Origin of the sequence: Xanthobacter sp. AM11, assembly GCF_047444035.1 — a bacterium.
GTDB lineage: Bacteria > Pseudomonadota > Alphaproteobacteria > Rhizobiales > Xanthobacteraceae > Xanthobacter.
The window spans coordinates 2457086-2482011 of the sequence record NZ_JBLAOA010000001.1; the positions used below are offsets into that span (position 1 = coordinate 2457086).

Annotated in this window: 18 protein-coding genes, 3 tRNA genes and 3 CRISPR repeat arrays; of the genes, 13 read left to right on the top strand and 8 right to left on the bottom strand. The window is 66.4% G+C overall.

Annotated features, from left to right (window positions below; translation table 11 throughout):
• Positions 1-15: 15 nt before the first annotated feature.
• From ACI7BZ_RS11365 to ACI7BZ_RS11375, 3 genes are all read right to left on the bottom strand, one after another.
• Positions 16-780, bottom strand: coding sequence for an HvfC/BufC N-terminal domain-containing protein (locus ACI7BZ_RS11365; RefSeq protein WP_414117269.1), 765 nt, complete (start codon positions 778-780; stop codon positions 16-18).
• Positions 781-795: 15 nt separating this feature from the next.
• On the bottom strand, positions 796-1644 hold the full coding sequence (gene bufB, locus ACI7BZ_RS11370; protein ID WP_414117270.1) for an MNIO family bufferin maturase: 849 nt from the start codon (positions 1642-1644) through the stop codon (positions 796-798).
• A 92-nt stretch (positions 1645-1736) separates the two neighbouring features.
• The gene (locus ACI7BZ_RS11375) at positions 1737-2024 is read right to left on the bottom strand and encodes a BufA1 family periplasmic bufferin-type metallophore (protein WP_414117271.1); all 288 of its coding nucleotides are present in this window, start codon (positions 2022-2024) and stop codon (positions 1737-1739) included.
• A gap of 191 nt (positions 2025-2215) precedes the next feature.
• Between ACI7BZ_RS11375 and ACI7BZ_RS11380 the strand changes: the two genes are divergently transcribed.
• Together ACI7BZ_RS11380 and ACI7BZ_RS11385 are read left to right on the top strand one after the other, a co-directional pair.
• Complete coding sequence (locus ACI7BZ_RS11380; RefSeq protein ID WP_414117272.1) at positions 2216-2764, top strand: sigma-70 family RNA polymerase sigma factor; 549 nt, start codon at positions 2216-2218, stop codon at positions 2762-2764.
• Between the two features lie 13 nt (positions 2765-2777).
• A complete protein-coding gene (locus ACI7BZ_RS11385) occupies positions 2778-3413 on the top strand; it encodes an NrsF family protein (protein ID WP_414117273.1) in 636 nt (211 codons plus the stop codon).
• 267 nt (positions 3414-3680) lie between these two features.
• Here the strand turns inward: ACI7BZ_RS11385 and ACI7BZ_RS11390 are convergent.
• From ACI7BZ_RS11390 to rlmB, 3 genes are all read right to left on the bottom strand, one after another.
• Positions 3681-3755 (bottom strand) — tRNA-Thr (locus ACI7BZ_RS11390).
• A 121-nt stretch (positions 3756-3876) separates the two neighbouring features.
• Positions 3877-5544 (bottom strand): MFS transporter, encoded by a 1668-nt coding sequence (locus tag ACI7BZ_RS11395; protein ID WP_414117274.1) that lies wholly within the window; start codon positions 5542-5544, stop codon positions 3877-3879.
• Positions 5545-5874: 330 nt separating this feature from the next.
• On the bottom strand, positions 5875-6729 hold the full coding sequence (gene rlmB / locus ACI7BZ_RS11400; RefSeq protein WP_414117275.1) for a 23S rRNA (guanosine(2251)-2'-O)-methyltransferase RlmB: 855 nt from the start codon (positions 6727-6729) through the stop codon (positions 5875-5877).
• A gap of 315 nt (positions 6730-7044) precedes the next feature.
• On the opposite strand from rlmB, the gene ACI7BZ_RS11405 reads away from it, so the two are divergent.
• Together ACI7BZ_RS11405 and ACI7BZ_RS11410 are read left to right on the top strand one after the other, a co-directional pair.
• Positions 7045-7129, top strand: a tRNA-Tyr gene (locus ACI7BZ_RS11405).
• A gap of 133 nt (positions 7130-7262) precedes the next feature.
• Positions 7263-7336, top strand: a tRNA-Gly gene (locus tag ACI7BZ_RS11410).
• A gap of 38 nt (positions 7337-7374) precedes the next feature.
• On the opposite strand, the gene ACI7BZ_RS11415 is transcribed toward ACI7BZ_RS11410, so the two are convergent.
• Positions 7375-8103: a hypothetical protein gene (locus tag ACI7BZ_RS11415; RefSeq protein ID WP_414117276.1), complete on the bottom strand. Its 729-nt coding sequence runs from the start codon at positions 8101-8103 to the stop codon at positions 7375-7377.
• A 292-nt stretch (positions 8104-8395) separates the two neighbouring features.
• Between ACI7BZ_RS11415 and ACI7BZ_RS11420 the strand changes: the two genes are divergently transcribed.
• Both ACI7BZ_RS11420 and ACI7BZ_RS11425 read left to right on the top strand, forming a co-directional pair.
• Positions 8396-8524 (top strand): hypothetical protein, encoded by a 129-nt coding sequence (locus ACI7BZ_RS11420; protein WP_414117277.1) that lies wholly within the window; start codon positions 8396-8398, stop codon positions 8522-8524.
• A 770-nt stretch (positions 8525-9294) separates the two neighbouring features.
• Positions 9295-10017: a Card1-like endonuclease domain-containing protein gene (locus ACI7BZ_RS11425; protein ID WP_414117278.1), complete on the top strand. Its 723-nt coding sequence runs from the start codon at positions 9295-9297 to the stop codon at positions 10015-10017.
• A 7-nt stretch (positions 10018-10024) separates the two neighbouring features.
• Here ACI7BZ_RS11425 and ACI7BZ_RS11430 read toward each other — a convergent pair whose 3' ends face one another.
• The gene (locus tag ACI7BZ_RS11430) at positions 10025-10504 is read right to left on the bottom strand and encodes a phage regulatory CII family protein (RefSeq protein WP_414117279.1); all 480 of its coding nucleotides are present in this window, start codon (positions 10502-10504) and stop codon (positions 10025-10027) included.
• A gap of 138 nt (positions 10505-10642) precedes the next feature.
• Positions 10643-11922: direct repeats of the CRISPR family, unit length 37 nt; unit sequence GTCTCAATCCGCGTAGCTGCGGAACACGCCGGCAGAC.
• 188 nt (positions 11923-12110) lie between these two features.
• Here ACI7BZ_RS11430 and cas1 point away from each other — a divergent pair.
• The 7 genes from cas1 (at position 12111) to cas6 (ending at position 24016) form a co-directional block, all read left to right on the top strand.
• On the top strand, positions 12111-14123 hold the full coding sequence (gene cas1, locus ACI7BZ_RS11435; protein ID WP_414117280.1) for a CRISPR-associated endonuclease Cas1: 2013 nt from the start codon (positions 12111-12113) through the stop codon (positions 14121-14123).
• 7 nt (positions 14124-14130) lie between these two features.
• On the top strand, positions 14131-14418 hold the full coding sequence (gene cas2 / locus ACI7BZ_RS11440; RefSeq protein ID WP_414117281.1) for a CRISPR-associated endonuclease Cas2: 288 nt from the start codon (positions 14131-14133) through the stop codon (positions 14416-14418).
• A gap of 159 nt (positions 14419-14577) precedes the next feature.
• Positions 14578-15580: direct repeats of the CRISPR family, unit length 37 nt; unit sequence GTCTGTCGGCCTGTTCCGCAGCTACGCGGATTGAGAC.
• Positions 15581-15666: 86 nt separating this feature from the next.
• Entirely contained in the window at positions 15667-17472 is a 1806-nt protein-coding gene (locus tag ACI7BZ_RS11445) for a hypothetical protein (protein WP_414117282.1), read from the top strand.
• A complete protein-coding gene (locus ACI7BZ_RS11450) occupies positions 17469-19337 on the top strand; it encodes an RAMP superfamily CRISPR-associated protein (protein ID WP_414117283.1) in 1869 nt (622 codons plus the stop codon). Before ACI7BZ_RS11445 ends, ACI7BZ_RS11450 begins: the two co-directional genes overlap by 4 nt.
• Entirely contained in the window at positions 19330-20652 is a 1323-nt protein-coding gene (locus ACI7BZ_RS11455) for an RAMP superfamily CRISPR-associated protein (RefSeq protein WP_414117284.1), read from the top strand. The genes ACI7BZ_RS11450 and ACI7BZ_RS11455 overlap by 8 nt, the downstream gene beginning before the upstream one ends.
• Positions 20642-23029, top strand: coding sequence for an RAMP superfamily CRISPR-associated protein (locus ACI7BZ_RS11460; RefSeq protein ID WP_414117285.1), 2388 nt, complete (start codon positions 20642-20644; stop codon positions 23027-23029). Before ACI7BZ_RS11455 ends, ACI7BZ_RS11460 begins: the two co-directional genes overlap by 11 nt.
• Before the next feature lie 12 nt (positions 23030-23041).
• Entirely contained in the window at positions 23042-24016 is a 975-nt protein-coding gene (cas6, locus tag ACI7BZ_RS11465; protein ID WP_414117287.1) for a CRISPR system precrRNA processing endoribonuclease RAMP protein Cas6, read from the top strand.
• Between the two features lie 128 nt (positions 24017-24144).
• A CRISPR array of direct repeats spans positions 24145-24800; the repeat unit is 37 nt; unit sequence GTCTGGCCACGTGTTCCGCAGCTACGCGGATTGAGAC.
• The last annotated feature ends 126 nt before the right edge of the window (positions 24801-24926 follow it).

The window sequence follows — 24926 nt, forward strand, 5'->3', positions numbered from 1 at the left end:
CGAGTTCGTTCGCGGTCATGGCATCTCTCCGTTGGGGCACTCGATGCGGGTCGCCAGCCCCGACCCGATCATCTCGGCCAGCGCCGCCGGCAGGTCGAAATCCGAGTCGTCCGCCGCCGCCCCGGTGGCCGCGGCCTCAAGGCCGTCGCCCCCGGCCAGCTGGTTGAGGAAGGCGGCCGTTCCGAGGGGGATCGGACGCACCACCACGTCGAAGCCGGGGCGGTCGATGAGGACGGCCTCGGCGGTCCAGTTCTCGATGGGCGCTTGCGGCATCCATCCGCGCGCGACGGCGTGGATGCGTCCCACCGGATGCTCCGAGCGGACCACCATCACGGCGGGGTGAAGAACGATGCGCAGCGTCGCGAGCCGGTCGGCAGACAGGCGCGAGAACATCCCGCGCCCGGCGCGGGCGGTATCGGCTGCGTGGTAGGCACGCGAGATCGCGACCTCCACGCGGGCCACGTCGGCGAGATAGGGCATCTCCCGCGCAGGCGCGAATGTGGCGATGAAGGCTGGAAACGCATCCCCATACGCCATGAGCACGGGCGAGCGCGGCGGGTGGTGGCGGGTGAAGTCCCGGGCCATGGCGCGGAAGAAGTCTTCGCCCACCAGGTTCGCCAGCGCCGGAAAGCGCGCTTCAAGCGCCCCGATCAGCCCCACGGCCACATTGTTGCGGTAGACCGCGAACCTGCGGTCGCACGCGCCTGAAAGGCCGGGCGGCGGCCGGCGGGCGGCGTCGGTGAGCGCCGATGCGAAGGCCTGGAGGGTGGTCGCGGCCATGGCCGGCTTCCTCGCTCAGGCCGCCGCGCGCACGGGCTGCGCCAGCGTGCCGGCGGCCCGCTCGGCTTCCGCCCGGAGCGTCGGCCAGTCCGGCACGTCGTTGTCCCATTCGATCAGGCTGGGCAACGGTCCGGTTCGTGCGATCACCTCGGCGAACAGCGCCCACACGGGCTCCGCCACCGGCGCGCCATGGGCATCGATCAGCAGCGGCGCGCCGGTTTCATCGCGGTCCGCGTCGTGGCCGCCGAGATGGATTTCTTCCACGGCTTCCAACGGGAAGCCGGCGAGGTAGGCCCGGGCATCGGTTGTGTGGTTGACGGCCGAAACGAAGACGTTGTTGACGTCCAGAAGCAGGCCGCATCCGGTACGCGCCACCACGGCGGCGAGGAAATCCACCTCGGCGAGGGTGCTCTCCTCGAACCGTACGTAGGTGGCGGGATTCTCCAGCAGCATGCGCCGGCCGATCACGTCCTGCACCTCGGCGACGTGATCGGCGACGCGAGCGAAAGTCTCCGCTGTATAGGGCAGCGGCAGAAGGTCATTGAAGAAGACGTTGCCGTGTGAGGACCAGGCGAGATGCTCGGAAAAGCTTTCCGGCCGGTAGCGGTCGAGGAGCGCGCGCAGCCGGGCAAGATGCGCCTTGTCGAGCGCCGCCTCGCCCCCGATCGAAAGCCCGACACCGTGAACCGACAGGGCGAAGCGCTCGCGCAGCGCGGCGAGCTGGGCGTGGGGCCTGCCGCCGGCGCCCATGTAGTTCTCGGCATGCACCTCGATGAAGGCGAGCGGGCCGGGATCGGCGAGCATGGCGTCGAAATGCTCGGGCTTGAAGCCGACGCCGGCACCGGTGGGCAGGCGGACACTCATGATGGGCTCCTTTGATGGGAGGGGCGGCCGGAAGGCGTGCGGGCGCCCTCCGGCCGAGGGAGGCTGCGCGTGCTCTAGCCTCGCGTGCCGTCTCACATGGCCTTCAGGTGGCCCATGCCATTCGGCGTCTTGATGGTCTCGCACGTGCCCTTGGCGACGTACTTCCAGGCCTTGCCGTCGTAATTGACCTTGGAGGTGCCGGCGCAGGTGGTGCCGGCGCCGGCTGCGCAATCGTTCTTGCCGGCCAGCGAGATGCCGTAGCACTTTTCCATGCTGGGCTGCTCGGCCACGGGCCCGGCGGCGGCGCTCGCCACCATGCCGAGCGCGGCGGTGAGGGAGCCGGCGAGAGTGGCGGCGATGAACGTGGTCTTCGTGGTCATGGGTCGTTCTCCGTGGAAGATCGGCGCGCGGCAGGCGGTCGTCGTCTTGCGCCATCTCCTTGTTCGGGAGGACGTGCCATTGCGTTACACGTGGCGACGAAGAAAGATGCGCGCGAAAAATCGTCGGCGCTGTCCTCTCGGGCCGTAACGATCCCGCCGCCTCGTGCGAACTGACCTTTGGGAATGTGTCGATGGACGACCGCGAGCAGCGGTGGGCGCAGATGATGCAGGCCGCGCTTGCCGGCGATCAGCCGGTATATGAGCAGTTGCTGCGCGAGCTGGCCCCCGCCGTGCGGGCGGTGGTCCGCCGCCGGCTGTCGCGCCTTGGCGTTCCCACGGGCGAGACGGAGGATGTGGTGCAGGAAACGCTCCTCGCCGTGCACCTGAAGCGGCACACGTGGCGCAGCGCCGACCCGATCGGCCCCTGGCTCTGGACCATCGCCCGCAACAAGCTGGTCGATCACCTGCGCCGGCGGGGGCGCCGCGTGGAGGTGCCGGTGGAGGATTTCGCCGACATCCTGCCGGCGCCGGAAGAGCGGCCGGACACCGCGGCCTCCGATGTGCAGCGTCACCTCGCCTTGCTGCCGGAGAAGCAGCAGGCGGTGCTGCGGGCGGTGGCGGTCGACGGCGCTTCCATCGGCGAGACGGCGGAGCGCATGCGCATGACGCAAGGCGCCGTGCGGGTGGCGCTGCACCGGGCGTTCGCGAGCCTCGCGGCGCTCGTCAGGACGGACAAGTGAAGGAAACGACGGTGTGAAGACGGAAGACCTGATACGCGGCCTCGCCGCCGACATGCGCCCAGGGCGGAGCCTGGAGGGCGGGCTCGCGCTCGGCGTGCTGGCGGGCGTGGGTGCCGCGGCGCTGCTGTTCGCGCTGATCCTCGCGCCGCGTCCGGGCCTTCTGCCTTTGCTGGCGGAATGGCGCATCGTGCTCAAGTTCGCCGTGACGCTGCCGCTCGCGGCAGCCTCTCTCATGCTGGCGCTCCGGCTGTCGCGGCCCGCCGCCGATGCGGGACGGTGGGCGCTGTTGCTGCTGCTGCCCGTCGCGGTGCTGGTGGCGGGCGTCGTTGCCGAACTGGCCGCGACGCCGCCCGCGACCTGGCGGTCGGATCTCATCGGCCGCTATGCGCCCTATTGCGTATCGCTGATCCCGCTCCTGGCGGCTCCCGTGCTCGGCGCGCTGCTTCTGGCCCTGCGGCGTGGCGCCGCGACCCGCCCGGCCGTGGCGGGCGCCGCCGCCGGCCTGGCTGCCGGGGGCCTCGCCGCCGCGATCTACGCCCTCCACTGCGTTGACGATTCTCCCCTTTTCATGCTGGCGTGGTACAGCCTCGCCGTCGTCATCGTCACCGCGGCAGGGGCGGTTTTGGGCCGGCGCATTCTCGCTTGGTGACCTGCTTCCCGGGACGCGCGTTCCCGGAAAATTCCGTTCTTCAGAAAATCGCCGGTCCGGGTGATTGCGGGGTCTGGATCACGCGCCGATCAGCTTGCATCTCAACCTGATCGGATCACGTGTTCTCGATCCTCAAGTGAGAGGGCGAGGTCGGCACCCGATGGCCGACGCCTGCTGCCAAGGCCGGCCTCAGCCGACACCGATGGCCTGAAAATCCTTTGATTTCCAGAATTCCGCGAGGGTGAGCGCCGCCGCCAGACGGGCAAATGGTGCCGGATGAGGGGATCGAACCCCCGACCTTCGGTTTACAAAACCGCTGCACTACCGCTGTGCTAATCCGGCTCCTTTCCAGTGATCTACCAGCGCGGGCGCGGGCGAACAAGCGGCCGCTCGAAAGAAGAACGGCCCCGCTTGTGGCGGGGCCGTTCCGGTGCTGGTTAGGCGCTTCGGCGGCGCCCGGCGGTCAGTGCCAGTGATCGATGTTGCGATCCTTGGTCTCGGGCACGAACAGAAGGCCGATGACGAAGGTCATCAGGGCGATCACGATCGGATACCAAAGGCCGTAATAGATGTCGCCGGTGGCGGCCACCATGGCGAAGGCGGTGGCCGGCAAGAGGCCGCCGAACCAGCCGTTGCCGATGTGGTAGGGCAGCGACATGGAGGTGTAGCGGATGCTGGCCGGGAACAGTTCCACCAGCGCCGCCGCAATGGGCCCGTACACCATCGTCACGAAGATGACGAGGATGAACAGGAGCCCGATCACCGCCGCGATGCGCGGCTGGAAGATGTCGAACGGGTGCGCCATCTTGATGACGTCCTTGTTCGTCGCCGCGCTGGGATAGCCCGCCGCCTGCAACGCTGCCGTGGCAGCCTTGGAGAATTCGGGCGTGAACGGCACCACCGCGTCGTTCACCTTCAACTGCACCGGGGAGCCGGCCGGACCGGGTTCCGTCGAATATTTCACCGACGACTTGGCGAGGAAGTCGCGGGCGACGTCGCACGGCTGGGTGTAGATGCGGGTGCCCACCGGGTTGAACAGGCTGCCGCAGTTCGCCGGGTCCGACACCACCACCACCCGCACGTTCTGGATCGCCTTTTCCAGCGCCGGATTGGCGTAGGAGGTGATCATGTTGAACAGCGGGAAGTAGCTCGCGGCGGCGATCAGGCAGCCGGCGAGGATGATGGGCTTGCGGCCGATCTTGTCGGACAGCCAGCCGAAGAACACGAAGAAGCCCGTTCCGAACACCAGCGACCAGGCAATGAGCAGGTTGGAGGTGTAGCCGTCCACCTTCAGGATCGACTGCAGGAAGAACAGGGCATAGAACTGGCCCGTATACCACACCACACCCTGGCCTGCGACGAGGCCGAACAGGGCGAGCAGCACGTATTTCAGGTTAGACCACTTGCCGAATGCTTCGGAAAGCGGCGCCTTGGAGGTGGTACCCTCTTCTTTCATCTTCTGGAAGGTGGGAGATTCGGACAACTGCAGGCGGATCCAGATGGAAACGCCGAGCAGAGCGATGGACACCAGGAACGGAATGCGCCAGCCCCAGGCCGCGAACGCCGGCTCGCCCACGATGGTGCGGGTGAACAGGATGATGATGAGGGAGAGGAACAGGCCCAGCGTCGCCGTGGTCTGGATCCAAGAGGTGTAGAAGCCGCGCCGGCCATGGGGGGCGTGCTCGGCCACATAGGTTGCGGCGCCGCCATATTCGCCGCCCAGCGCAAGGCCCTGCAGCAGGCGCAGGGCGATGAGGATCACCGGCGCGGCGATGCCGATGGAGGCGGCGTTGGGCAGGATGCCGACGATGAAGGTCGACAGGCCCATGATGAGGATGGTGATGAGGAAGGTATATTTGCGGCCGACGAGATCGCCGATGCGGCCGAACACGATGGCGCCGAACGGGCGCACCAGGAAGCCGGCGGCGAAGGCGAGCAACGCGAAGATGTCGCGGGTTGCCGGCGGATAGGCGGAAAAGAACTGGGCGCCGATGATGGCAGCCAGAGAGCCGTAAAGGTAGAAGTCGTACCACTCGAAAACTGTGCCAAGGGACGAGGCGAAGATGACCTTCTTCTCCTCGCGGGTCATGGGGCGTGGCTTGGCGGCCGCCCCTGCTGTGGTTACGCTCATGGAAACAGTCCCTCCCATCGCTTCGGGGCTCCGCAGGGGCGGAGGAAGTGCTGGATATAGAAACTGCCAGAAGCGGGCCGGATCGGCGCAAACCCACGCGCCCGCGCGCACATGTAGTGCGGCGGCGAAAGGGCGTTCCTCCTCGGCTCGCCGGCCCTGCTTTTTTGGTGTGCAGGTACCTGACGGGCAGGGCGCATTACAGCGCCATACCGCCACCATGGCGAAATCGAGGCAAACTATGAATTAGTCATTGGTCTTAGGTGCAGGTGCGAAGGCCGGCCGGCCGAGGCGGCGCCCGGCGCCCGACCCCGGCGATGGCCGCCGGCGGTGTCAGCGCCGCTTCATCACCCGCCGGGCCATGCCCAGGGAGAGGGCGGCGGCGTTGGAGACATTGAGGCTCTTGATGACGCCGGGCAGGTCGATGCGCGCCAGCACGTCGCACGTCTCGCGGGTGAGCTGGCGCAGGCCCTTGCCTTCCGCCCCGAGCACCAGGGCGAGGGGCGCGCGCAGGGGCGTGTCCTCCAGGTCGGCGGGGCCCTCGCTGTCGAGGCCCACCACCAGCATGCCGTTCTCCTTCAGCTCGGCGAGGGCGCGCGCCAGGTTGGTCACGAGGCAGAAGGGCACATGCTCCAGCCCGCCCGAGGCGCTCTTGGCCAATACCCCGGTGGCTGCCGGGCTGTGGCGGGCGGTGGTGACGATGGCGCTCACCGCGAAGGCCGCCGCCGAGCGCACGATGGCGCCCACATTGTGCGGGTCGGTGATCTGGTCCAGCACCAGCACGAGGTCGGTCTTGGCAATGTCCTTCAGCCGCGGGGAGGGCAGATGGTCCGCCTCCGCCAGCAGGCCCTGGTGCACCGCGTCGGCGCCGAGCAGCTTGTCGATCTCGGAGGGACGGACGATCTGCGGCGCAACGGGAAAGGCGAGCCCCTCCTCGGCGATTCGGTTTGCCGCATTCTCGGTGGCGAGGATGCGGCGGAAGCGGCGCCTGGGGTTGGCGAGGGCCTCGGCCACCGTGTGCCAGCCATAGAGCAGGGCCACGTCGTCGTCCCCGGTCCAGGCTGGAGGCTTGCCACCGCCCTTGGGCCGGCGCGGCGGAAAGGGCGCGCCCGCCCGGCCGGCGGGCCGGCTGGCGAAGGGCGGGCGGGCGCCGGGGCGGCGGGGGTCGCGGGGCGGTTGATCGGCCATGGGATGGCTTTGTCAGAGCGCGGCGCGCGGCGCAAGGGGCGGGTGGCGCGCCCGGGTGGCTGTGGTGCCGCGGTATTGCGCGGGGCGATGGCGCACCCGCGGCGGCGGCGCAGTGTTGCGTCGTCCACAGGCGAAGTGCGCGGCGGTGATTTCCGGTTGACTTCATCGCGCCTGCCTCACATAAAGCCGCTCCTCGGATGACGATTTGAGCTTGCGCTCGTCGTTGCCTTCGGCCGCTGGCGCTTTCCTGCATCACCAGCCCGGCGCGAAGCCTCCCCGCCGCGGCTGGGGGGTCCGGGGCGACGGGCGTCGGATGGAGGGGTGCCCGAGTGGTTAAAGGGGACGGACTGTAAATCCGTTGGCTCTGCCTACGTTGGTTCGAATCCAACCCCCTCCACCACCCGTCGTCGCGCAGGAAAAGGCGCCGCCAGCCGCAACCGGCTGCCGCGCGCCCTTTTCCCAACCTTGCGGGCGCCGCCGGCGGCGGCAGGCTCTTCCACAAGCCGGGAGGCCTGTGTTAAGCGTCGGCAGATGCGGGTGTAGCTCAATGGTAGAGCAGCAGCCTTCCAAGCTGAATACGAGGGTTCGATTCCCTTCACCCGCTCCAACTACCGTTTTTCATGAAAATTGTTGAAAAACAATGACTTATGTCATGGGTTCGTTTTCTTTCGGGGAGGCGTTCGGGAACGAATTCGGGGAATTTACGGAACTATCTTGTGTTTTAATCTCTTTTCCAATTTTCTGCAGGCATTCCATGCAATCCCGGTAAAAATTATTGAAATCAGAAACAATCTTCGCGACCGTGTGGCTGTGCAGCTTAGCCGGGTTCGTGAGGTTGTTTGACGTTAATGCGAGAGCATTAACAACAGGCTCCAGTTCACCCGCGATGTTCAAATCAGAATGGACGAATGAATGTTTAAACGCATTTGATATGTCGTTCATGGTTTGTAGATTATTGCGGTTTCGGTCCAACAATCCACTTTCTTCAATGCTATGTTCCTGTAGGGCTCTGCCAATTGAATCTATCTTGATGCGGGTTGGCCATGATCCGGTTTTTCTCTTTTGATCCAACATCCAAATCATTGATATTAAGTCATCAGCTATCCGCCTCATTAGGTAAATTGCTTGTTCTGTTGCAAAAATATGACGCGGATATGCATTGTACCCGCTATTAATGTCATTCATTTTTAGAATATTCCAAAAATAGAAGGCGTCTATAATTCTTAAATTGGCCTCGTCTGCACACATTATGATTTTAATCAGCTTGAGATTCATGTTGCCGTAAGGCGTATCTGGCGGAAGCCAAACCAATCTGTGATCAATGTGCAGCGGATCACTTGGCTGCTTTCCGTTGTCGATCAAAACGGGTTCCATTGAGGGTCTCCAACTGGCACCAAGCTGGCTTAGCCACTGCGTCAAACTTAGCCTGACACGAATCGCCCGGCCTCTGCCATGTCGCGGGGAATCACCTTCTGAACGCGCCGGCTCCCACACTCGCCGCAGCGTAGGCGCAGGGAGCTAACGGCGGTCATACTGCCTCGCAGAAGGCGCCGACTGGCAAGCTGGTGGCCGGAAATGAGTGTGCGATGGCCGCAGTCCTCGCACGCGACGCATAGCGGGCAACCGCCAGATCGGGGCGCTGCGTGCCCTGTAGCGCGACTATTTCGTGTTCATGGGCGAGCCGGACCGGGACAATCCGTTCACCGGCCTGAACTTCGAGGAGCGCACCAAGACGAAGCTGACGAGTGCAGCAGCACTCGGCTTCGTCCGACAGCTGCAGCCGAAACAGGTGTGAAGGTTGGAAAACCGGCGCCTATGCGGCGCCGGTCTCCGCGAAGCGCGACACCGGAATGCCCATCTGGCGGGCCTTGTCGGCCAGGTTGGCGACGATGCCCGAGCCGGGAAACACCAGGATCCCGATGGGCAGAGGGCCTGCAGCATCGCATCATTGCGCTTGAACGGCGCGGCATGGGGCGCCGTGTCGGGCCCGGCATCGGTCGGAGAGAGGAAGGGATGGATCTCGGTCATGGCGGTCACCTCGCGTTTCGCGGCCGCGCTGATCGCGGCCTTCACGGGCGATCGTCCGCCGGGGACGGTGCCGGCCGGCACGCCCGCAGCCCCGAAGGGGCGAGGGGGCCGGAGCGCGAGCGGAGGATGGCGGGAGGCGGCTATTTTGGTTCGCGATGCAAAGGCGGGCCTGCCCGCCGGCGGAAAATAGCCGCTGGACGCCATTGCCGGACCGGCCCCGTCCCTGGCAGATCGCCTCCCCCGGGAAGTCTGCGGTGCGGGGCTGCGAGGAGCAGGTGAAACGGCGGGGCGCGGAGCCTGTCGACGCCGATGCGGGAGCAGATTGGGTTCCCCTTTGGGTGACACGCGACCGACAGAGCTGCGCACTGCGTAAACCGGACAGGCATCTGGCCGGCCGAGGGCCTTGTTGCACCGAACCCGCGAGGCAGATGAAAGACCGCGACGGGTGCGCAATGGGCCGCGCCGCCGGGCAGATGCGGGCTTGACCTTGGCGCCGGAGAGCGGCACGAGGCGGGGGCATTTGCTTGGGGGGGTATCATGGCGAACCAAGAGGAGGCGCGCATTCGCGCTCGCCTTCGTGCGCGTGGCGCCTGGCTGGTGGAGGCGGGCGATCGGCCGATGGAAGAGGCGCGGACGCGCGCGGACCTCTCCCGTGCGATTGCGGATGCCTATCCGGCCTTCGAAGCGTTGCGCGATGTTGCGCTCGGGCGTGCGGAGTACGCGCGCGCGCGTGATGCCGCCCTGCTGCGGCTCCTTGCGGGGCATGGGCTCGTGGAGACGCACGCCGGCCGCGCGGTCGCCGCCGGCGCAGTGGCGCGGCGCTATCTCAGCGGCGGCTGGCTGGAGGAGCTGGTGTTCCTGGCTGCGGAGGCGGCGGGTGCGGACGAGGCGCTGGTGGGGCAGCGCGTGCGCTGGCGCGCGGGCGGACACGAGGGAGAAAACGAAATCGATGTTCTGGCGCGGTTCGGCGAGCGTCTGGCCTTCTTCTCATGCAAGGCGCTGGCGGCGGAAATGGAGCGGGAGGACCAGGCCCATCGCAAGCGGCTGATGTCGGCTCTGGACGAGGTGGACAATCTGATGGACCATTTCGGCGGGCCGCAGGACAAGGCGGCGCTGGTGGTGAGCACCGATCTCTTTGCGGAAGAGGCGCGCTTGGTGCGCTATGAACAACTGCATGGCAAGGCCGCCGCCCTGCGCGTCTCCCTCATTTCGCTGGAGCGGCTGGGCTGGGCGGATCTGGTGCGGGCGGTGAGCGCCTGAGGGCGGGTCAGAGCTCCACCGCGGCCGGGGCGACCTTGCGCACCAGGGTCCGCAGCGAAGCGAGCGCGCGTTCCGCCACTTCGATTTCCTGGCGCAGCATCAGGGCGTCGCGATGGTCGATGCGCCCGTCCCGCAGCGCCGCCTCCACGCTCTCCAGAACATCCGTGGCCTCGATGACGATGCGGGTGGCGCCCCGGTGGATCTGCTCTTCCACGGCGCCGCCATCGCCCTCCAGCCGTTCCGCGGCCACGTAGGGCGTGCCGCGCAGCAGATAGGCCACGAGGCGCGGGTCCGGCGCGGCGGCGAGCAAAGCGCGGATCTCGTCGGCGGAAAAGGGCACGCGGTTGGACGTGCGGGCATAGAAGGCCGGCTCCGAAAGCCCGAGCGCGGCCGCGACCACCTTCGCCGAATGACGCCGCTCGTCGATGACCACCTGATGGACGAGGCCCGCAAAGACCCGGCCCCGCTCCTCCTGCCCGATCCCCATCGCAAGTCCCCCCCCACCGCTGGCCGAGCTTACCGGCAACCTGCGCGCGCGTCATCGTCCACTGAAGGCCGACACAGGCATTGTGCAGACGCGGAGCCTGCCGGCAGAAATAGCCGGGAGGGGAGCAACTGCGGAAAGGTCTCAACCCGAGTAGCTGCTGAATACTCAGGCAGATGGTCACCAAGAACCCCAACCTGAACAGCTATGGGCCTCAATCCGCGTAGCTGCGGAACACGCCGGCAGACTCACCAACTACCAGGCGACCGACGCCTCGGCCTAGTCTCAATCCGCGTAGCTGCGGAACACGCCGGCAGACCTGGAGGGCGATAACGCCTTTCAGCGCGTATGCGCGTCTCAATCCGCGTAGCTGCGGAACACGCCGGCAGACGCAGATTGGCAAATCGCGCTCAAGCTGATTGCGTCTCAATCCGCGTAGCTGCGGAACACGCCGGCAGACGCGAGCGTCTGGACAAGATCGAGCGCCGGCAAGTCTCAATCCGCGTAGCTGCGGAACACGCCGGCAGACGAGCAGCAGCGGCGCGGCCGCAAGGGTGACCGTCTCAATCCGCGTAGCTGCGGAACACGCCGGCAGACCGGTTTTGTTGCCACGCAGGACGGCGCCTTTCGTCTCAATCCGCGTAGCTGCGGAACACGCCGGCAGACCTGCGTTTTCACGCGCCGGGCGGACGCAGAGGTCTCAATCCGCGTAGCTGCGGAACACGCCGGCAGACGCCGGTTTCTCGCTGGTGTGCTCCGTCGCAGAAGTCTCAATCCGCGTAGCTGCGGAACACGCCGGCAGACTACAATGCTGATGGTCGGCAATTCAGAAAGGTCTCAATCCGCGTAGCTGCGGAACACGCCGGCAGACGTAATTCAGGGAGTATTGGCGTAGCAACTGCAGAGTCTCAATCCGCGTAGCTGCGGAACACGCCGGCAGACGTCCTCGTACCGGAGCGCAGCGAGGGCCGCGTCTCAATCCGCGTAGCTGCGGAACACGCCGGCAGACGTGAGCGCGATTCAGTCCGAGGGCGGAAAGAGTCTCAATCCGCGTAGCTGCGGAACACGCCGGCAGACTTTTCGTCAGGACATCAAGGAGAGTGGGGAATGTCTCAATCCGCGTAGCTGCGGAACACGCCGGCAGACTCTACTCGGCCGCACTGATGCAGGGCGGTTTGAGTCTCAATCCGCGTAGCTGCGGAACACGCCGGCAGACGAATTTTTGATTCTGCGGGCCGCGTACCTGCGGTCTCAATCCGCGTAGCTGCGGAACACGCCGGCAGACGAACATGATGGCGAGCCCCTGCCCCGGCGCGTCTCAATCCGCGTAGCTGCGGAACACGCCGGCAGACCGAACAAGCAGGGGAATAAGGATCTGAGTCGCGTCTCAATCCGCGTAGCTGCGGAACACGCCGGCAGACTGCCCCCCTTGAATCCTATTGTCAAGCTCCACCATTTCAGCCTTAACTCCAACCCAAATGGGCCGCGTGCGGCAGAATACGGAACAAAACGCGATCTGGATGTTCCGCATGCGCTCTATCTTCCAGATAAAAAATGATAATCCAGATTTCCAACAAATTTTACATGTCCCGAACCCACGAGGCATCCCATGGCGGAGGCGGGCCGGCCGCTGATTGACGACGCCAAGCTGTTCGCGCGGGCCACGAGCAAGGAGGCGCTGTTTGCCGCCTGGGCGCGGGTGCATGCCAATGGTGGCGCGGCGGGCGGGGATGGGGTCGGGCCGGAGCGTTTCCGGCTGGCCGCCGCCCGCGAAATTCCCCGGCTTTCCACTTTGCTGGTCTCCGGCGCCTACCGGCCGGGGCCGCTGCGAAAGGTGGAGATTCCGAAAAAATCCGGCGGCACCCGGCCGCTCACCATTCCCTGCATCATCGACCGCGTGGCCCAGACGGCGATCCAGCAGGCGCTCTCGCCGCTGCTGGAGCGGGAGTTCGAGGAGGCCTCCTTCGGCTATCGGCCGGGACGCTCGGTGGCGCAGGCGGTACGGCGGGTGGAGGCCCTGCGGGCCCGCGGCAAGACCTTCGTGGTGGATGCGGACATCGAGCGCTATTTCGAGCGCGTGCCCCACGCCCCGCTCATGGAGCGCCTGGCCCGCTCGCTCTCGCCGGGACCCACCACCGACCTCATCGCTTTGTGGCTGGAACATGCCTCTTCCGACGGGCTCGGACTGCCGCAGGGCTCGCCGCTCTCGCCCCTTCTGGCCAATCTCTTCCTCGACGCGCTCGACGAAGCCTTCGGCGAGGAGGCCCATATCGTGCGCTATGCGGATGATTTCGTCATCCTGTCCGGCAGCGAGGCGGGCGCGCAGGCGGCCCGGCGCAAGGCCGAGGACCTGCTCTCGGCGCAGGGGCTGAAGCTGCACGCGGAGAAGACCCGCGTGGTGGATTTCGACGAGGGGTTCCGGTTTCTCGGCCATCTGTTCGTGCGGTCCCTCGTGCTGCCGGGCGGCGCCGCGCCGGAGACGCTCGACGACGTGGAAGGCCTGATGCGCCTTCTGGCCGAGCGCGACGCCGCCGCCGAAGCGGACGAGGCCCGCGCGGCCGCCGAGGAGGCGCGCCGCGCCCGCGGCGGTTACGAGCGCGATTTCCGTCTCCTGCATCTGCGCGGGGACGGCAGGCGGCTTCACATCCGCAACATGGCCTTCGTGGTGGAAGAGCCTTTGGCCGATCCCGAGCGGCCGTTCCGGGAAATCCTCGCCCTCTCCCACGTGGAGGTGGATCGCATCGACATCGGGCCGGACGCGCGCATCTCCGAGGCGGCGCTGCGCCATGCCCTGGCCACCGACACGCCGATTGCCTTCACCACCGGCGCCGGCGAAACCCAGGGCTGGCTCGCCACCCCGCAGGCGCCCAACGCCCGCCGCCATCTGGCCCAGGCCCGCCATGCGCTCGATCCGGTCCTGAAGCTCGATCTGGCGCGGCGGTTCGTCGGCGGGCGGCTGGCCAACCAGCGGGCGCTGCTGCGGCGCATGAACCGCGAGGCCAAGGATACGGACGTCACCGTTGCGCTCACCGAGATCAACCGCCAGATCCGCGGCGTGCCCCATGCCCGCGACATGGACGCGCTGCGCGGGCGTGAGGGGCGCGGCGGGCAGGTGTTCTGGCCCGCCTATTGGCGCTTGCTGCCGCCCGGCCTCGCGCCCGCTGCCCGCATCCGCCGGCGCAGCGCGGATATCGTGAACCTGCTGCTGGATTTCGCGGCGAGCCTGCTGGCGCGGGACATGGCCCTCGCCATCGCCCGCGCCCTGCTGCATCCCGGGTTCGGCTATCTCCACGAGACGACGGACGGGCGCGACAGTCTGGTCTATGACCTCGCCGAGGAATTCCGGGCGCCTTTGGTGGAGGCCGTGGTGGCGGGGCTGGTGGCAAGCAAGGGCTTTTCGCGGGACGCCTTCACGCCGCGCCCGGAGGGCGGCGTACGCATGGCGCGCGAAGGGGCCGAGCAACTGATCCGGGCCTATGAGCGGGCGGCGGAGCGGGTGGTGCGAAGCCCGCGCACGGGCGATCGCCGGTCGTGGCGGGGCCTCATGGTGGAACAGGCCCTCTGCCTTGCCGCCCATGTGGAGGGCCGCGGCCTCTACGTGCCCGTGGCCATGGATTATTGAGGCGCCCATGGCGGAGACCCGCATGCTCACGGTCATCGTCTACGATATCGCGCGCAACCGGGTGCGGGCGAAGGTTGCCGACGTCCTGGAGGCGCGGATGGTGCGGGTCCAGGACAGCGTGTTCGAGGCCCATCTCACCCGCGGCGAGAGCGCGGCGCTGTTCGCCCAGGTCCGGCGCCTCGTTGAGCCGGGCGACCTGCTGCGGCTCTACGCTATCCCCCACGCCGGCCGCGCCCGCTGCCGCACCCACGGCGGGGCTCCCATCGCCGAGGACGGCGGGGCGCTGATTCTGTGAATTTGGGTTGGAAATGAAGATAGTCATGATAAATCAATCAATTATTGATCTGTACACGATATTGTTCTGTGTACGTTCTCTCAAAGCTCGGAATCCGTACATTATGGTTGGAACAGAAGGCTGGAACCGGAGACTTGACAGCAGCTTTGAAGGGGGCCAGTCTGTCGGCCTGTTCCGCAGCTACGCGGATTGAGACTTGTTCTGTTTTATAGGACATTAGGTCTTCGTGTCTGTCGGCCTGTTCCGCAGCTACGCGGATTGAGACTCAAGCTTCTTCACGTTGCCCGCCTGCTTCGTCTGTCGGCCTGTTCCGCAGCTACGCGGATTGAGACGCGAGGCCTCGGCTTCCGCGTCGGCCTTGGCCTGTCTGTCGGCCTGTTCCGCAGCTACGCGGATTGAGACATGCCAGTTGATCGCGGATCTCAAAGCCCGCGTCTGTCGGCCTGTTCCGCAGCTACGCGGATTGAGACCGATGCCGGGCGGATACGCGATCACGTCGCGTCTGTCGGCCTGTTCCGCAGCTACGCGGATTGAGACTGCAGGCGTGGGAGGGAAGGGGGTAATCCATCTGGTCTGTCGGCCTGTTCCGCAGCTACGCGGATTGAGACACGTTGAACGTCTCGACGGTGGAGGGGTCAAGTCTGTCGGCCTGTTCCGCAGCTACGCGGATTGAGACGCAAAGGCCGCGGTGGCGAAAATGAAGGCCGCGTCTGTCGGCCTGTTCCGCAGCTACGCGGATTGAGACTCTTCAGTTGATTTGAAAACGGACACCTTAAGTCTGTCGGCCTGTTCCGCAGCTACGCGGATTGAGACACAGATGAACACCAGGTCGTGATTCTCCGCCGTCTGTCGGCCTGTTCCGCAGCTACGCGGATTGAGACTCCGCCAACGACGCCCGAGGACCTTCCTCTTGAGTCTGTCGGCCTGTTCCGCAGCTACGCGGATTGAGACGCCGCCACCGATCTCCAGCTGCCAGTTGTTGGCGTCTGTCGGCCTGTTCCGCAGCTACGCGGATTGAGACGTCAGCTCCGGCGTAATCGCCTTCCCGGCTTCCGTCTGGCGACCTGTTCCGCAGCTACGCGGATTGAGACTCAGAATTCTGTGAGCTCTCGTCTTTCTGGAGAGGTCTGGCGACCTGTTCCGCAGCTACGCGGATTGAGATCCATCCGGCACTGCCACCGGGGCAGGCGGCGGCACGAGACTGCCCGCCGGGCTCTTCCCGGAGGCGCCGATCTTGACGCGTCGCCCGTGCCGCGCTTCGTGTGCCGCCATCAAAACCGCCCGCTTTCTTTTGATGGCGCCCGCCCCCCGCCCGGCGGCATCCTCGCCACGTCCCGATCCGGTGCTTGCCAGGGGCGTTGGTTGCGTGCCACTAATCGGCACGCTGCAGTAGTTGGGGGGGCTATGGCACAGTGGATTTTGCGCGCCGAAGGCGTGAATTTCGATGCAACCCTGCTTGATACATCCGATCTTTCAACCGTCCGCGGCGCTTCGCTCGCCCTTCTCCGTCTCGATGAAGTCATTCAGGGCGCGCTGGGCGGCGGGGTCGGCGTTCGCAAGCTGTTTTCCGGCGCCTCCCAATGCGCCTTCGTCTTCGAGGCGCCCGACGCGCCGGCGGCGGAAGGGCTGCGGGGCAAGGCGGAGCGCGCTCTCCGCCAGAACGGCACCGGCCTGCCCACGGCCCATCTCTGCGTCATGGTGGATGTGGCGCCGCTGGCCGGGGAAGGCCTGAGCGCGGAGCTTGCCGCCCTTGCCGTGGCCGAGGCGCGCAACCGCACCCGCCAGTTTCGCTCCTGGACCCTCGATCCCGTGCCTCCCGAACTGGGGGCCACCCGTGCCGACGCGCTCGACCGAACGCGGCCGGCCAGCACGGTCATCCGCCGCCCGGCCGGCGCCGGCGACCAGATGGAAGAGCTTCCCGTCTCGCGCGCCGTCAAGGCGAAGCGCGATTTCGGCCGCAACGCGCGGCAGGGCTTCTATCGCACGCCCGCCGGGCTGGGGGGCGAGGCGGCGCAGCGCATTCTCGGCGCCGACGACCGCCTGCGCTTCACCGACAGCATCGAGGACATTGTGGCCAGCCCTCCCGAGGGCCTGCCCCTTTCGGTGTGCGGCAAGGTCGCCCTGGTCTATGCGGACGGCAACGGCTTCGGCGCCAAGGTCCGCCAGGTTGGCCCCGAACGCTTCGGCGCCGAACTGGCGGCGCGGCGCCGGGATCTGCTGGCAGCCGTCCTGTCCTGGTATGCCCAGGGCGCAAAGGGTCCTCACTGGCGCCACTTCGCAACTGTAGACGGCGACGATCGCCTGTGCTTGCGGTTCGAGACCCTGCTCTGGGGCGGCGACGAGTTCGCCTTCGCCATGCCGGCCTGGCTGGTCTTCCCCTTCCTTGAAGGCCTGTTCTCCATGACAGCCGGCTGGACTGTCCACGCCGCGGACGGCGCGGCCCTGCCGCTGACCCATGCGGCGGGTGTCGCCGTCGCCAACCGCAAGACGCCCATCCGGCAATTGCTCACCATCGCCAAGGCGGCCGCCGATTTGTCCAAGGGGGCAGGGATCACGGGTGAGGACAGCGTCGCCTTCGAGATCTTCGAGAGCCTGACGCCGCCGGATCTGGGCGACGGGCTTTCGCCCCTGCGCGGGCGCACGTACGGCGCGGATGCCAGGCTGGACGCCTGCCTCGCGATCCCCGGCGGCGCGTTCCGCACCCTTGCTGACGGCCTGTCCAATCTCGCCGCGCGGGAGGGCTTTCCCCGCTCCCAGCTCTATGGGGCCCTGCGCGCGGCCCGCGACAGGGCGTCGGCGGCGGGGGAGAAGGCACGATCCCTCTTCGCGCAGGAAGCCGCGGACGCCGCCGGTCGGCATCTCGACGCCTACAAGCTGCGCCCGGGCGGGCTTGAGGCCGTGGAGTTGCTGCGCGCCAATCTGCCGCCCGCCTGTGCCGGCATCGAACGGCCCCTGCCCGTGGCGCTCGCTCTCATTGCCCAGCTTTGGGACTATGCGCAGGCGTCGCAGATCATCGATACCATGCCCGTCGAGGCTTCGGAGCTTGCAGCATGAATGCGCATCTTCCGCTCCGGCTTTCTCTCAATCTCACCGTACGCAGTCCCTTCATGTTCCGGGGGCTGGACAGCAGCGCCTTCGGCGTCGATGTGGCCTGCCTGCGGGACGAGCAGGATCGGCCGATCATCCCGGCGGATCAGATCCGCGGCGTCCTGCGCGAGGCCCTCGGCGACCTTGCCGCCGCGGGCGCCGGGATCACCGCGTCCGAGATCGACGAGATCTTCGGCCGCAAGAGCGCCGATCTGGCCGATGACGCGAGCGCGCGCAATGTTCCGGACCGAACGCGCATCCTCTTTGGCGATCTTCATGCGGCCGGCATGGTGCTCGATCCAGATGCGCGGGCGGGCGCGCCCCACAGCACCGAACTGCCGCTCGGCAGCGCGATCGAGACGGCGCGGGTGCAGATCGACGATGTGACGGGCGCTGCCGAGACCGGCAAGCTGCAATTCATCGAACTGGCGGCCCCGTTCGGTGCGGCGGTGCGCTTCGCCGGGGAGATCGTGCTGTTCGTGTCGCCCTCGCAGGCCGGCCGGTGGTCGGGGCTCCTGAATCGCGCCTTGGGCATTGTCGGCTCGATCGGCGCCTTCAAGAGCGTCGGCTTCGGCGAGGTGCTTCAGCTGGGCGCCCAGGTGCAGCAGGTGGCCCAGAAGGCGCCGGCCAAAGCCTCATCTCCGCTTCCGGAGCGTTTCACGCTCCGCGCATGGTTTGATCGCCCCATCCTGGTGGATGCCGAGCGGATTGCCGACAACGCCTTCGCCGGGCGTGAGGTCGTGCCGGGCGCGGTCTTCAAAGGGGCGTTGGCGCGCAATTTGGAGCTGACCGGCCGCAGTCCCGAAACCGGTGAACTGGGCGTGGCTCTCGCGGCGCTGTCGTTCAGCCACGCCTTTCCCGAAAGTAGCGAGGCGGGGCAACGGGATTTGCGGCCACTCCCCCTTTCGATGGTCGCTGCGCTGCCGGAGGGCCAGCCAAAGCCGATCGTGGGCGACGCTCTTCTGGTGCCCGGCGGGCAAGGCGCGATGATCGCCGGGCGAGCCGCCTTGTTCCAGAGCGACTGGAAAGGCGGCTGGTTCACCGATGCGCTGGCAGCCATGGGCCGCCCGCAGCCGCGCCACACGATCGGCATCGCACGGACCCATACCAAGATTGATGCGACTACGGGGACGGCGGAAACGGGCGCCTTGTACACCACCATCGCTCGACCGGTCGAGCTGGAGGGAGCCCCCCGAGCCTGGCTGCTGGACATCGATTTCACCGCTGTTCCGGCCGGCGCCGTGCGGGACGAACTCGAAGCCGCGGTGGCGCAATGTCTTGCCACAGGCTTGCATGGGATCGGGAAAACCGGGGCAAGCGCGCGCTTCGAGCTCGTGGCGGAGACTTCAGCCCCCCTTGTGGCTCCGATCCATGGCACCACTGATGAATTCGCCCTGGTGCTCGAGGCTCCGGCATTGATGCTGGATCGCATTGCGGTGAGCGGTGAAGAGGGCTGGTCCTGCGATCCCGAGCAGGCCTACGCGGCTTATTTCCAGCGTGTGCTTCCGGGGGCGCAACTCCTCTCGTTCTTTGCTTCCCAGAAACTGGCGGGTGGGTACCTGGCGCGCCGCCGGCGGGCCTATGGAGACGGGCTTTACCAGCCTTTCCTTCTCACCGAGGCCGGTTCGGTCTTCCGCCTGCGGGTGAGCGATCCTGAGCCGCTTCATCGGCTGATCCGCTCGGGTCTTCCAGCGACGCCCTTGTCCGGCGTTGCCGCGGTGACGTGGGCGAACTGTCCCTTTGTCCCGGAGAACGGCTACGGGCGAATATCGGCCGACCATCTGTCAGGCCAGGTTGGAGCTAAGCTCACGGGTGTGGTGCAGCATGTCTAAGGTTCGCTATGACATCAAAGGCCAGTTGCTCGTTCTGAGCCCGCTTCATCTGGGCACCGGCCAAGTTCGCCAGATATCCACCATAACGGGGAAGGAAGGCGCCAATACCAGCCCCGAGGTGGCGGCCCTCCTGCGGGATGCGACCGGGCGCCCCTATCTGTCCGGTTCGACCCTGAAGGGTCTCCTGCGCCGGATTGCCGAAGGCGCAATGGAGCAGGAGCTCGTTGACGCTCTGTTCGGCGCGCTCAAGGGAGAGGATGGCGGAACGAAGGGTGCGCTCGTCGTTGCCGGTGCCAGCCTTGATCGGCCGGGCGAGACGGCAGACGCGCCATATGTGCAGGGAGCGGCGCAGGAACTGGGTGGTGGCGTGTTCGTCGCGGCACGAACGGCTGTCGATCCTGCGTCCGGCACGGTGGACGACGGCAAGCTGTTCTTTGCGGAAATGGTGGCCCCCGGCGCGCAGTTCGGTTTGCGTCTTTCCATCGAGCGTAGGGGCACCGATTCATTGGCGGACGCAAGCTCCATACTCGACAAGACTCTTCGACTGCTGAAATCTCTGGCGCAGGACGAGGGTTGGAGCATCGGGAAGGGACAAGCGGATGGCTTTGGCCGCGTCCGCCTCGACCCAAGAAGCGTCAAGATCGAACGGCGCGCGTTGAACAGCAGCGGCGTTTTCGCGTCTTCGAGCGTGAGCGGCGTCTGGGAAAAGGCGCCGGCGATGGTTCGCCGTAAGCCTCCGCGATCTGTCGATCTCCATCTGTCCTGCGAGGGGCCATTCGCAATTGTCGATGCGTCGCGCGGATCGTCGTCGGGAAAAGGAAAGGCAGAGGGCGCCGCTCAGTTGGCCGCGCAGCGCATCAGACAGGTGCCCCTTGTCTTGGGATCAAGCTTATCTGGCGTCTTGCGGGCACGGGCCAACTGGATCGAGAAGCTGCAACTCCTCCGGGGCCAACGATCGCAAGCGGATAGTTGCCTGCGGCTTTTCGGGACGCAGGAGGCGCGTGCGCTTGTTTCGATTTCTCGCCTGGACGTGGTCAAGGCAGACCGCTGGCAGGTGACATCCGTGAAACTGGACCGCTTCTCGGGTGGGCCGGTGGACAACGCTCTATTCACCACAGACTGCTTCATCAATACAGAACTGTCCCTTCGGCTGGTCCTTGAGGATCGGGGCGGTGTGATGTCCCCTTCCGAAGACGACGTCGCCCTTTTTGATGCCCTGGTTGCCGATGTTTCAGAGAACGGCATCGAGCTTGGACATGCGACCAATCGCGGGTTCGGCTGGTTCAAGGTGCGGGAGGCCCAGCATGTCCATTGATCCGAAGATTTTGGATGACGCCGTTGCCTTCTTGAAAAAGAAAAAGCACATCGGGCCGCGTTCGAATCTCGAAGATGTTATGGAAACGCTGAGCGAGCGTTCTCCATTTGATGATTTGGATGATCAAGAATTGGAAGCGGTGGCCCTGGCCGCGCTCAAGGCACTGGCATCAAGCGCGCCGCCCGCCCCGGCGCCCAAGCCGGTTGCGTCGTCGCAGCGCGGAGGCCGCCCACAGGGCGGGGCCGTCCGCGCCTGGCCGGACATTCCTGCTGCCGCGCCCTTCCGGTTCGTCGTGCTGCCGGAAGAGGTTGCGAGCCCCGAACAGCAGGTGGCGCTCGACGAGCCCCTGAAGGATGGCTTCTGCGCCACACTGACAGTGGATTGGGCGGCCGAGACCCCGCTTCTCATCGGAGCGACCGCCGAGCGGGGCGACGACGCCGCCAAAGGGAAACGTGCCCCTCCCGTCAAACCCATGCGGCTCGGCCTTGGCGGTTCCCATATCATTCCAGGGGCGACCATTCGCGGCGCCCTCCGGTCGGCGACCGAAATCGTCGCACTGGGCAAGCTCGGCGCGGCCAATCTTCATCACCGCTACGGATTGCGCGATTTCGAGCATCCGGCTTATGGGCGGGGCGCCATGCCGGTGAGCCAGGTGGACGAGGTTCACGCCGGTTGGCTGCATTGGGAAGGCAGCCGAACAAGCCGGCAATGGTTTATAACACCGGCTCAGGAGTGGGCACATATTTCCATTGATCAGATGCTCGACTCGGGCCTCGTGGGACGGACCAGGCTGACGCGTGAACAATGGATCGACCAGAAGCTCGACGCGAAGTACATCGCGGCGGGCATGTTCGAGAACGGTCTTTTCGATTTCCGGAAGACCGTTGCAGTCGGGCCTCCGGTGCCCGATGAGACGGGCCGAAAGATCAGTGCCCCTCGCGGCGGCAGGACGGGCACGCTGGTTTTCGCCGGGAAGCTTCCAAAGGGGAAGGGCGAGGGCGGAAACAAGAAATTCGAATATGTCTTCTTCGATGCCCCTTCAGCTGAGCCGCAGCTGTTGGGCGAGGAGACGGTGGCAACCTTCATCCGTCTGAACTCCAAGCCGTCGCGCAACAAGCCGGTGCCCGACGGATCCTTCGCCGCGCTGGAAAAGACCCTTGAGGCGGGCCGTCGCGTGCCCGTGTTTTATGTCGGGCGGCTTGAAGGCTCTCAGGGACGCGACTTCGCCTTCGGGCTGACGCGGCTCTTCAAGGTGCCGCACGAGCGCTGCGTCGGCGATGTGCTGGGGAGCCAGCCCAGGCACGCGCCCTGGCGAAACGCATCACCGACGCATTATGCCCCGGACTTTGTGGAGAACCTCTTCGGCTTTGTGCTGGAGCCGGACGATATCGGTCTCGGCTTTGGCGACCGTGTCTCCCCACAGGCTGCAGCGCTCAAGGGGCGGGTGAGTTGCTCTCACGCCGCGCTGCTGCCGCAAACGCCGGCGCGAGAATTGCAATCCATCGCAACAGTGATGATGGCGCCGCGTGCGTCCTATGCGCCCTTCTATTTGCGCAGCGAGGCCGAAAAGGACTACAGCGCGGCCACGCAGCCTAAGCTGGCCGGACGCAAGCGCTATCTGCCGCGCCGCACGCCCGACATGGCCTTCGCTGCTGCGCAGACGCAGATGCAGACGCAGCTCACGGAGCAGATCCGGCGCCTGGAGGCGACTGGCAAGGGCGTGAGTGCGGACATTCAATCCGACCTCATCTTCCTGGCGCCGGCCAAGGACGCCGAGCTCACATTCCGGGGCGCGATCCGTCTGCACAATGTGACGGCGGCGGAACTTGGCGCCGTGCTGTTCGCGCTGACCCATGGTGGCGATCCCGCCAAGCCCTATCGCCACATGATCGGGCGGGCCCGTCCGTTCGGAGCAGGGCAGATGCGCATTGCGGCGTTGCGCCTCGCTGTGGAGCCCAACGCTGGCGAGAGCGATCTGGTGCGCGCGCCGGACGCCGATGAGGTGCTGCGGCGGGAGGGGCTCGAGGGCTTCGTTCCCGCTCCGGCAAGCGGCGAGGCCGCAGGCGCCAATGCCAGCCTGCGGCCGTTCCTTGATGCCTTTGCAAAGCACATGCGCAAGACGGCGCCCCTCTATCCCCGCATCCCCGTGGTGCAGGAATTCCTCGGGGCCTGCGATCCGCGCAGCACGGCCGCCATTCCTCCGGCCGAGCTCTCTTACATGGAGCTCAAGCAGTTCAATGAGATCCGCAGGGCGGTGAAGCCACTAAAGGAGGATGCGAAAACACGGCAGGCCCGAGCGCCCGCGTCTTATGCCAAGGCGCGCGACGGCCGGCTCTTGCCTGCGCCGATCAAGAAGGACGCGAAGTTCTGGACCTGATCGGAGCCGGACATGGATGCGCGCACGCCGCCTGAAGGCGGGCCCTCCTGCGAGCGAGACGAGGCGCCCATCGGCGCCATCGGCGCCTTTCTGCGCGATCCCGAGGCGGTGGTGGATCTGGAGGGGTTGGTGGCAGCATTTAAGATGCGGACCATCCAGCTTCGCGTGGGCGGGGCTGCGGCTCATGCCGCTGATCCGCTGCTGTGTGGGCGGGTGCGCGGCGCTCTGGGGGATCTGCTGGCGGCTTCCGCATCCCCAGAATCGCGTGCCGGACAACCGTGCCCCTGGAGCCCGCCGTGCGCCTTCGAGGCCCTCTTCCGCAAGCAGGGGCGGATGCGTCCGGGCGTCGATTTCCCCAGCCCCTGGGTCATCTGCGCAGAGGAAGGGGAAGGCGATCTCCTTCTGTCTCTCCGCCTGTTCGGCATCGCCTGCGAATGGGCGCCAGCCGTGGCGGAGACGCTGGTGCTCGCGGTTGACAGGCATCTGGGCTGGGCCGCCGGAACGGGCGCGATCCTCGATCGGCAGCTTATCGCCGCGGACGGACTTGCGATACCGGACCTCGGGGCGGAGGGCGCGCAGCGCATTCGGGTGGATCTCGATTTTCGCTCGCCCGCCGTGTGCGGCCGGGGCGGGGAAGCGCGCGATCCGGCCGTGCTGTTCACGGGCCTGCGCCATCGCATTGAAGGCCTTGCCCGCTGGCATGGCCTCACGGTCGCGCCGTCGCAATGGCCTCCCATCACCCGGGCGGTGCGGGCGCTGGAGGTGCGCTGGGCCGCGCCGCGCGCCCTCTCCTGGCGGCGCGGCTCCCGGCGGCAGGACCGCTGGGTGCCCATGTCCGGCGTCGCCGGGCTGCTGCGGCTCGCGGGCCGATCGGATGATCTGGCGCCGCTCGCTCCTCTCCTGGCGCTGGGGGCCGAGGTGCATGTGGGTGCAGACATCGCCTTCGGCTGCGGCCGCTACCGCCTGACCCCAGCCGAAGCCTTTTAGCCGGGTGGCGCCGCATCAGTTTGGGCGTGATATTGGTTGGAATTTTATAAGTATTTGAATTATAATATATTTTATCATGATATTAAAAGTAGTTCTCTTTTTGGTCCAAACTCGACGTTCCGAGCTGCGTCTGGCCACGTGTTCCGCAGCTACGCGGATTGAGACGGCTTTGGAGATGGGCTTGGCCTTCTGGCCGTCTGGCCACGTGTTCCGCAGCTACGCGGATTGAGACGACGGCACGCGCGAGGCTAGGAAGTGGACGCGTCTGGCCACGTGTTCCGCAGCTACGCGGATTGAGACTGGCTGGTCATCTGCGTCGTCCCCGTTTCGAGTCTGGCCACGTGTTCCGCAGCTACGCGGATTGAGACTCCGATGCGGGGATCGTCAGCCGGAGCATATGGTCTGGCCACGTGTTCCGCAGCTACGCGGATTGAGACGCGCGACAGATCCTTGTTTCCCTGCTTATTCGGTCTGGCCACGTGTTCCGCAGCTACGCGGATTGAGACTCGGGGTGGAGGGCGCGAGCTTGATGCTTGGCACGTCTGGCCACGTGTTCCGCAGCTACGCGGATTGAGACCTTGTTGGTGATCGAGCGGGTCTTGGCATCAAGTCTGGCCACGTGTTCCGCAGCTACGCGGATTGAGACCCCACCGCGCCGTTGCCGACGCGGGGAGAGAAAAGTCTGGCCACGTGTTCCGCAGCTACGCGGATTGAGACGGCGACGAAGATTGCCCCGAAAAGGCCCGCGTCTGGCCACGTGTTCCGCAGCTACGCGGATTGAGGCCACCGGCTCCCGCGGCTGGCGGGCGTGGGCAAGCCTGAAGGCGGTTTTTCGCAGCGACGCGGATTGACACTCCTCTCCCTATGGCTCGGCGGGGAGGGGGCGTCTGGAGAGGTGCCGCATCCAGGC

Bases quoted from the DNA above. Each gene is read 5' to 3' on its own strand.
- ACI7BZ_RS11365 (WP_414117269.1), bottom strand. From the start codon at position 780: ATGGCCGCGACCACCCTCCAGGCCTTCGCATCGGCGCTCACCGACGCC.
- bufB (WP_414117270.1), bottom strand. From the start codon at position 1,644: ATGAGTGTCCGCCTGCCCACCGGTGCCGGCGTCGGCTTCAAGCCCGAG.
- ACI7BZ_RS11375 (WP_414117271.1), bottom strand. From the start codon at position 2,024: ATGACCACGAAGACCACGTTCATCGCCGCCACTCTCGCCGGCTCCCTC.
- ACI7BZ_RS11380 (WP_414117272.1), top strand. From the start codon at position 2,216: ATGGACGACCGCGAGCAGCGGTGGGCGCAGATGATGCAGGCCGCGCTT.
- ACI7BZ_RS11395 (WP_414117274.1), bottom strand. From the start codon at position 5,544: ATGAGCGTAACCACAGCAGGGGCGGCCGCCAAGCCACGCCCCATGACC.
- rlmB (WP_414117275.1), bottom strand. From the start codon at position 6,729: ATGGCCGATCAACCGCCCCGCGACCCCCGCCGCCCCGGCGCCCGCCCG.
- ACI7BZ_RS11415 (WP_414117276.1), bottom strand. From the start codon at position 8,103: ATGGAACCCGTTTTGATCGACAACGGAAAGCAGCCAAGTGATCCGCTG.
- ACI7BZ_RS11425 (WP_414117278.1), top strand. From the start codon at position 9,295: ATGGCGAACCAAGAGGAGGCGCGCATTCGCGCTCGCCTTCGTGCGCGT.
- ACI7BZ_RS11430 (WP_414117279.1), bottom strand. From the start codon at position 10,504: ATGGGGATCGGGCAGGAGGAGCGGGGCCGGGTCTTTGCGGGCCTCGTC.
- cas1 (WP_414117280.1), top strand. From the start codon at position 12,111: ATGGCGGAGGCGGGCCGGCCGCTGATTGACGACGCCAAGCTGTTCGCG.
- cas2 (WP_414117281.1), top strand. From the start codon at position 14,131: ATGGCGGAGACCCGCATGCTCACGGTCATCGTCTACGATATCGCGCGC.
- ACI7BZ_RS11450 (WP_414117283.1), top strand. From the start codon at position 17,469: ATGAATGCGCATCTTCCGCTCCGGCTTTCTCTCAATCTCACCGTACGC.
- ACI7BZ_RS11455 (WP_414117284.1), top strand. From the start codon at position 19,330: ATGTCTAAGGTTCGCTATGACATCAAAGGCCAGTTGCTCGTTCTGAGC.
- ACI7BZ_RS11460 (WP_414117285.1), top strand. From the start codon at position 20,642: ATGTCCATTGATCCGAAGATTTTGGATGACGCCGTTGCCTTCTTGAAA.
- cas6 (WP_414117287.1), top strand. From the start codon at position 23,042: ATGGATGCGCGCACGCCGCCTGAAGGCGGGCCCTCCTGCGAGCGAGAC.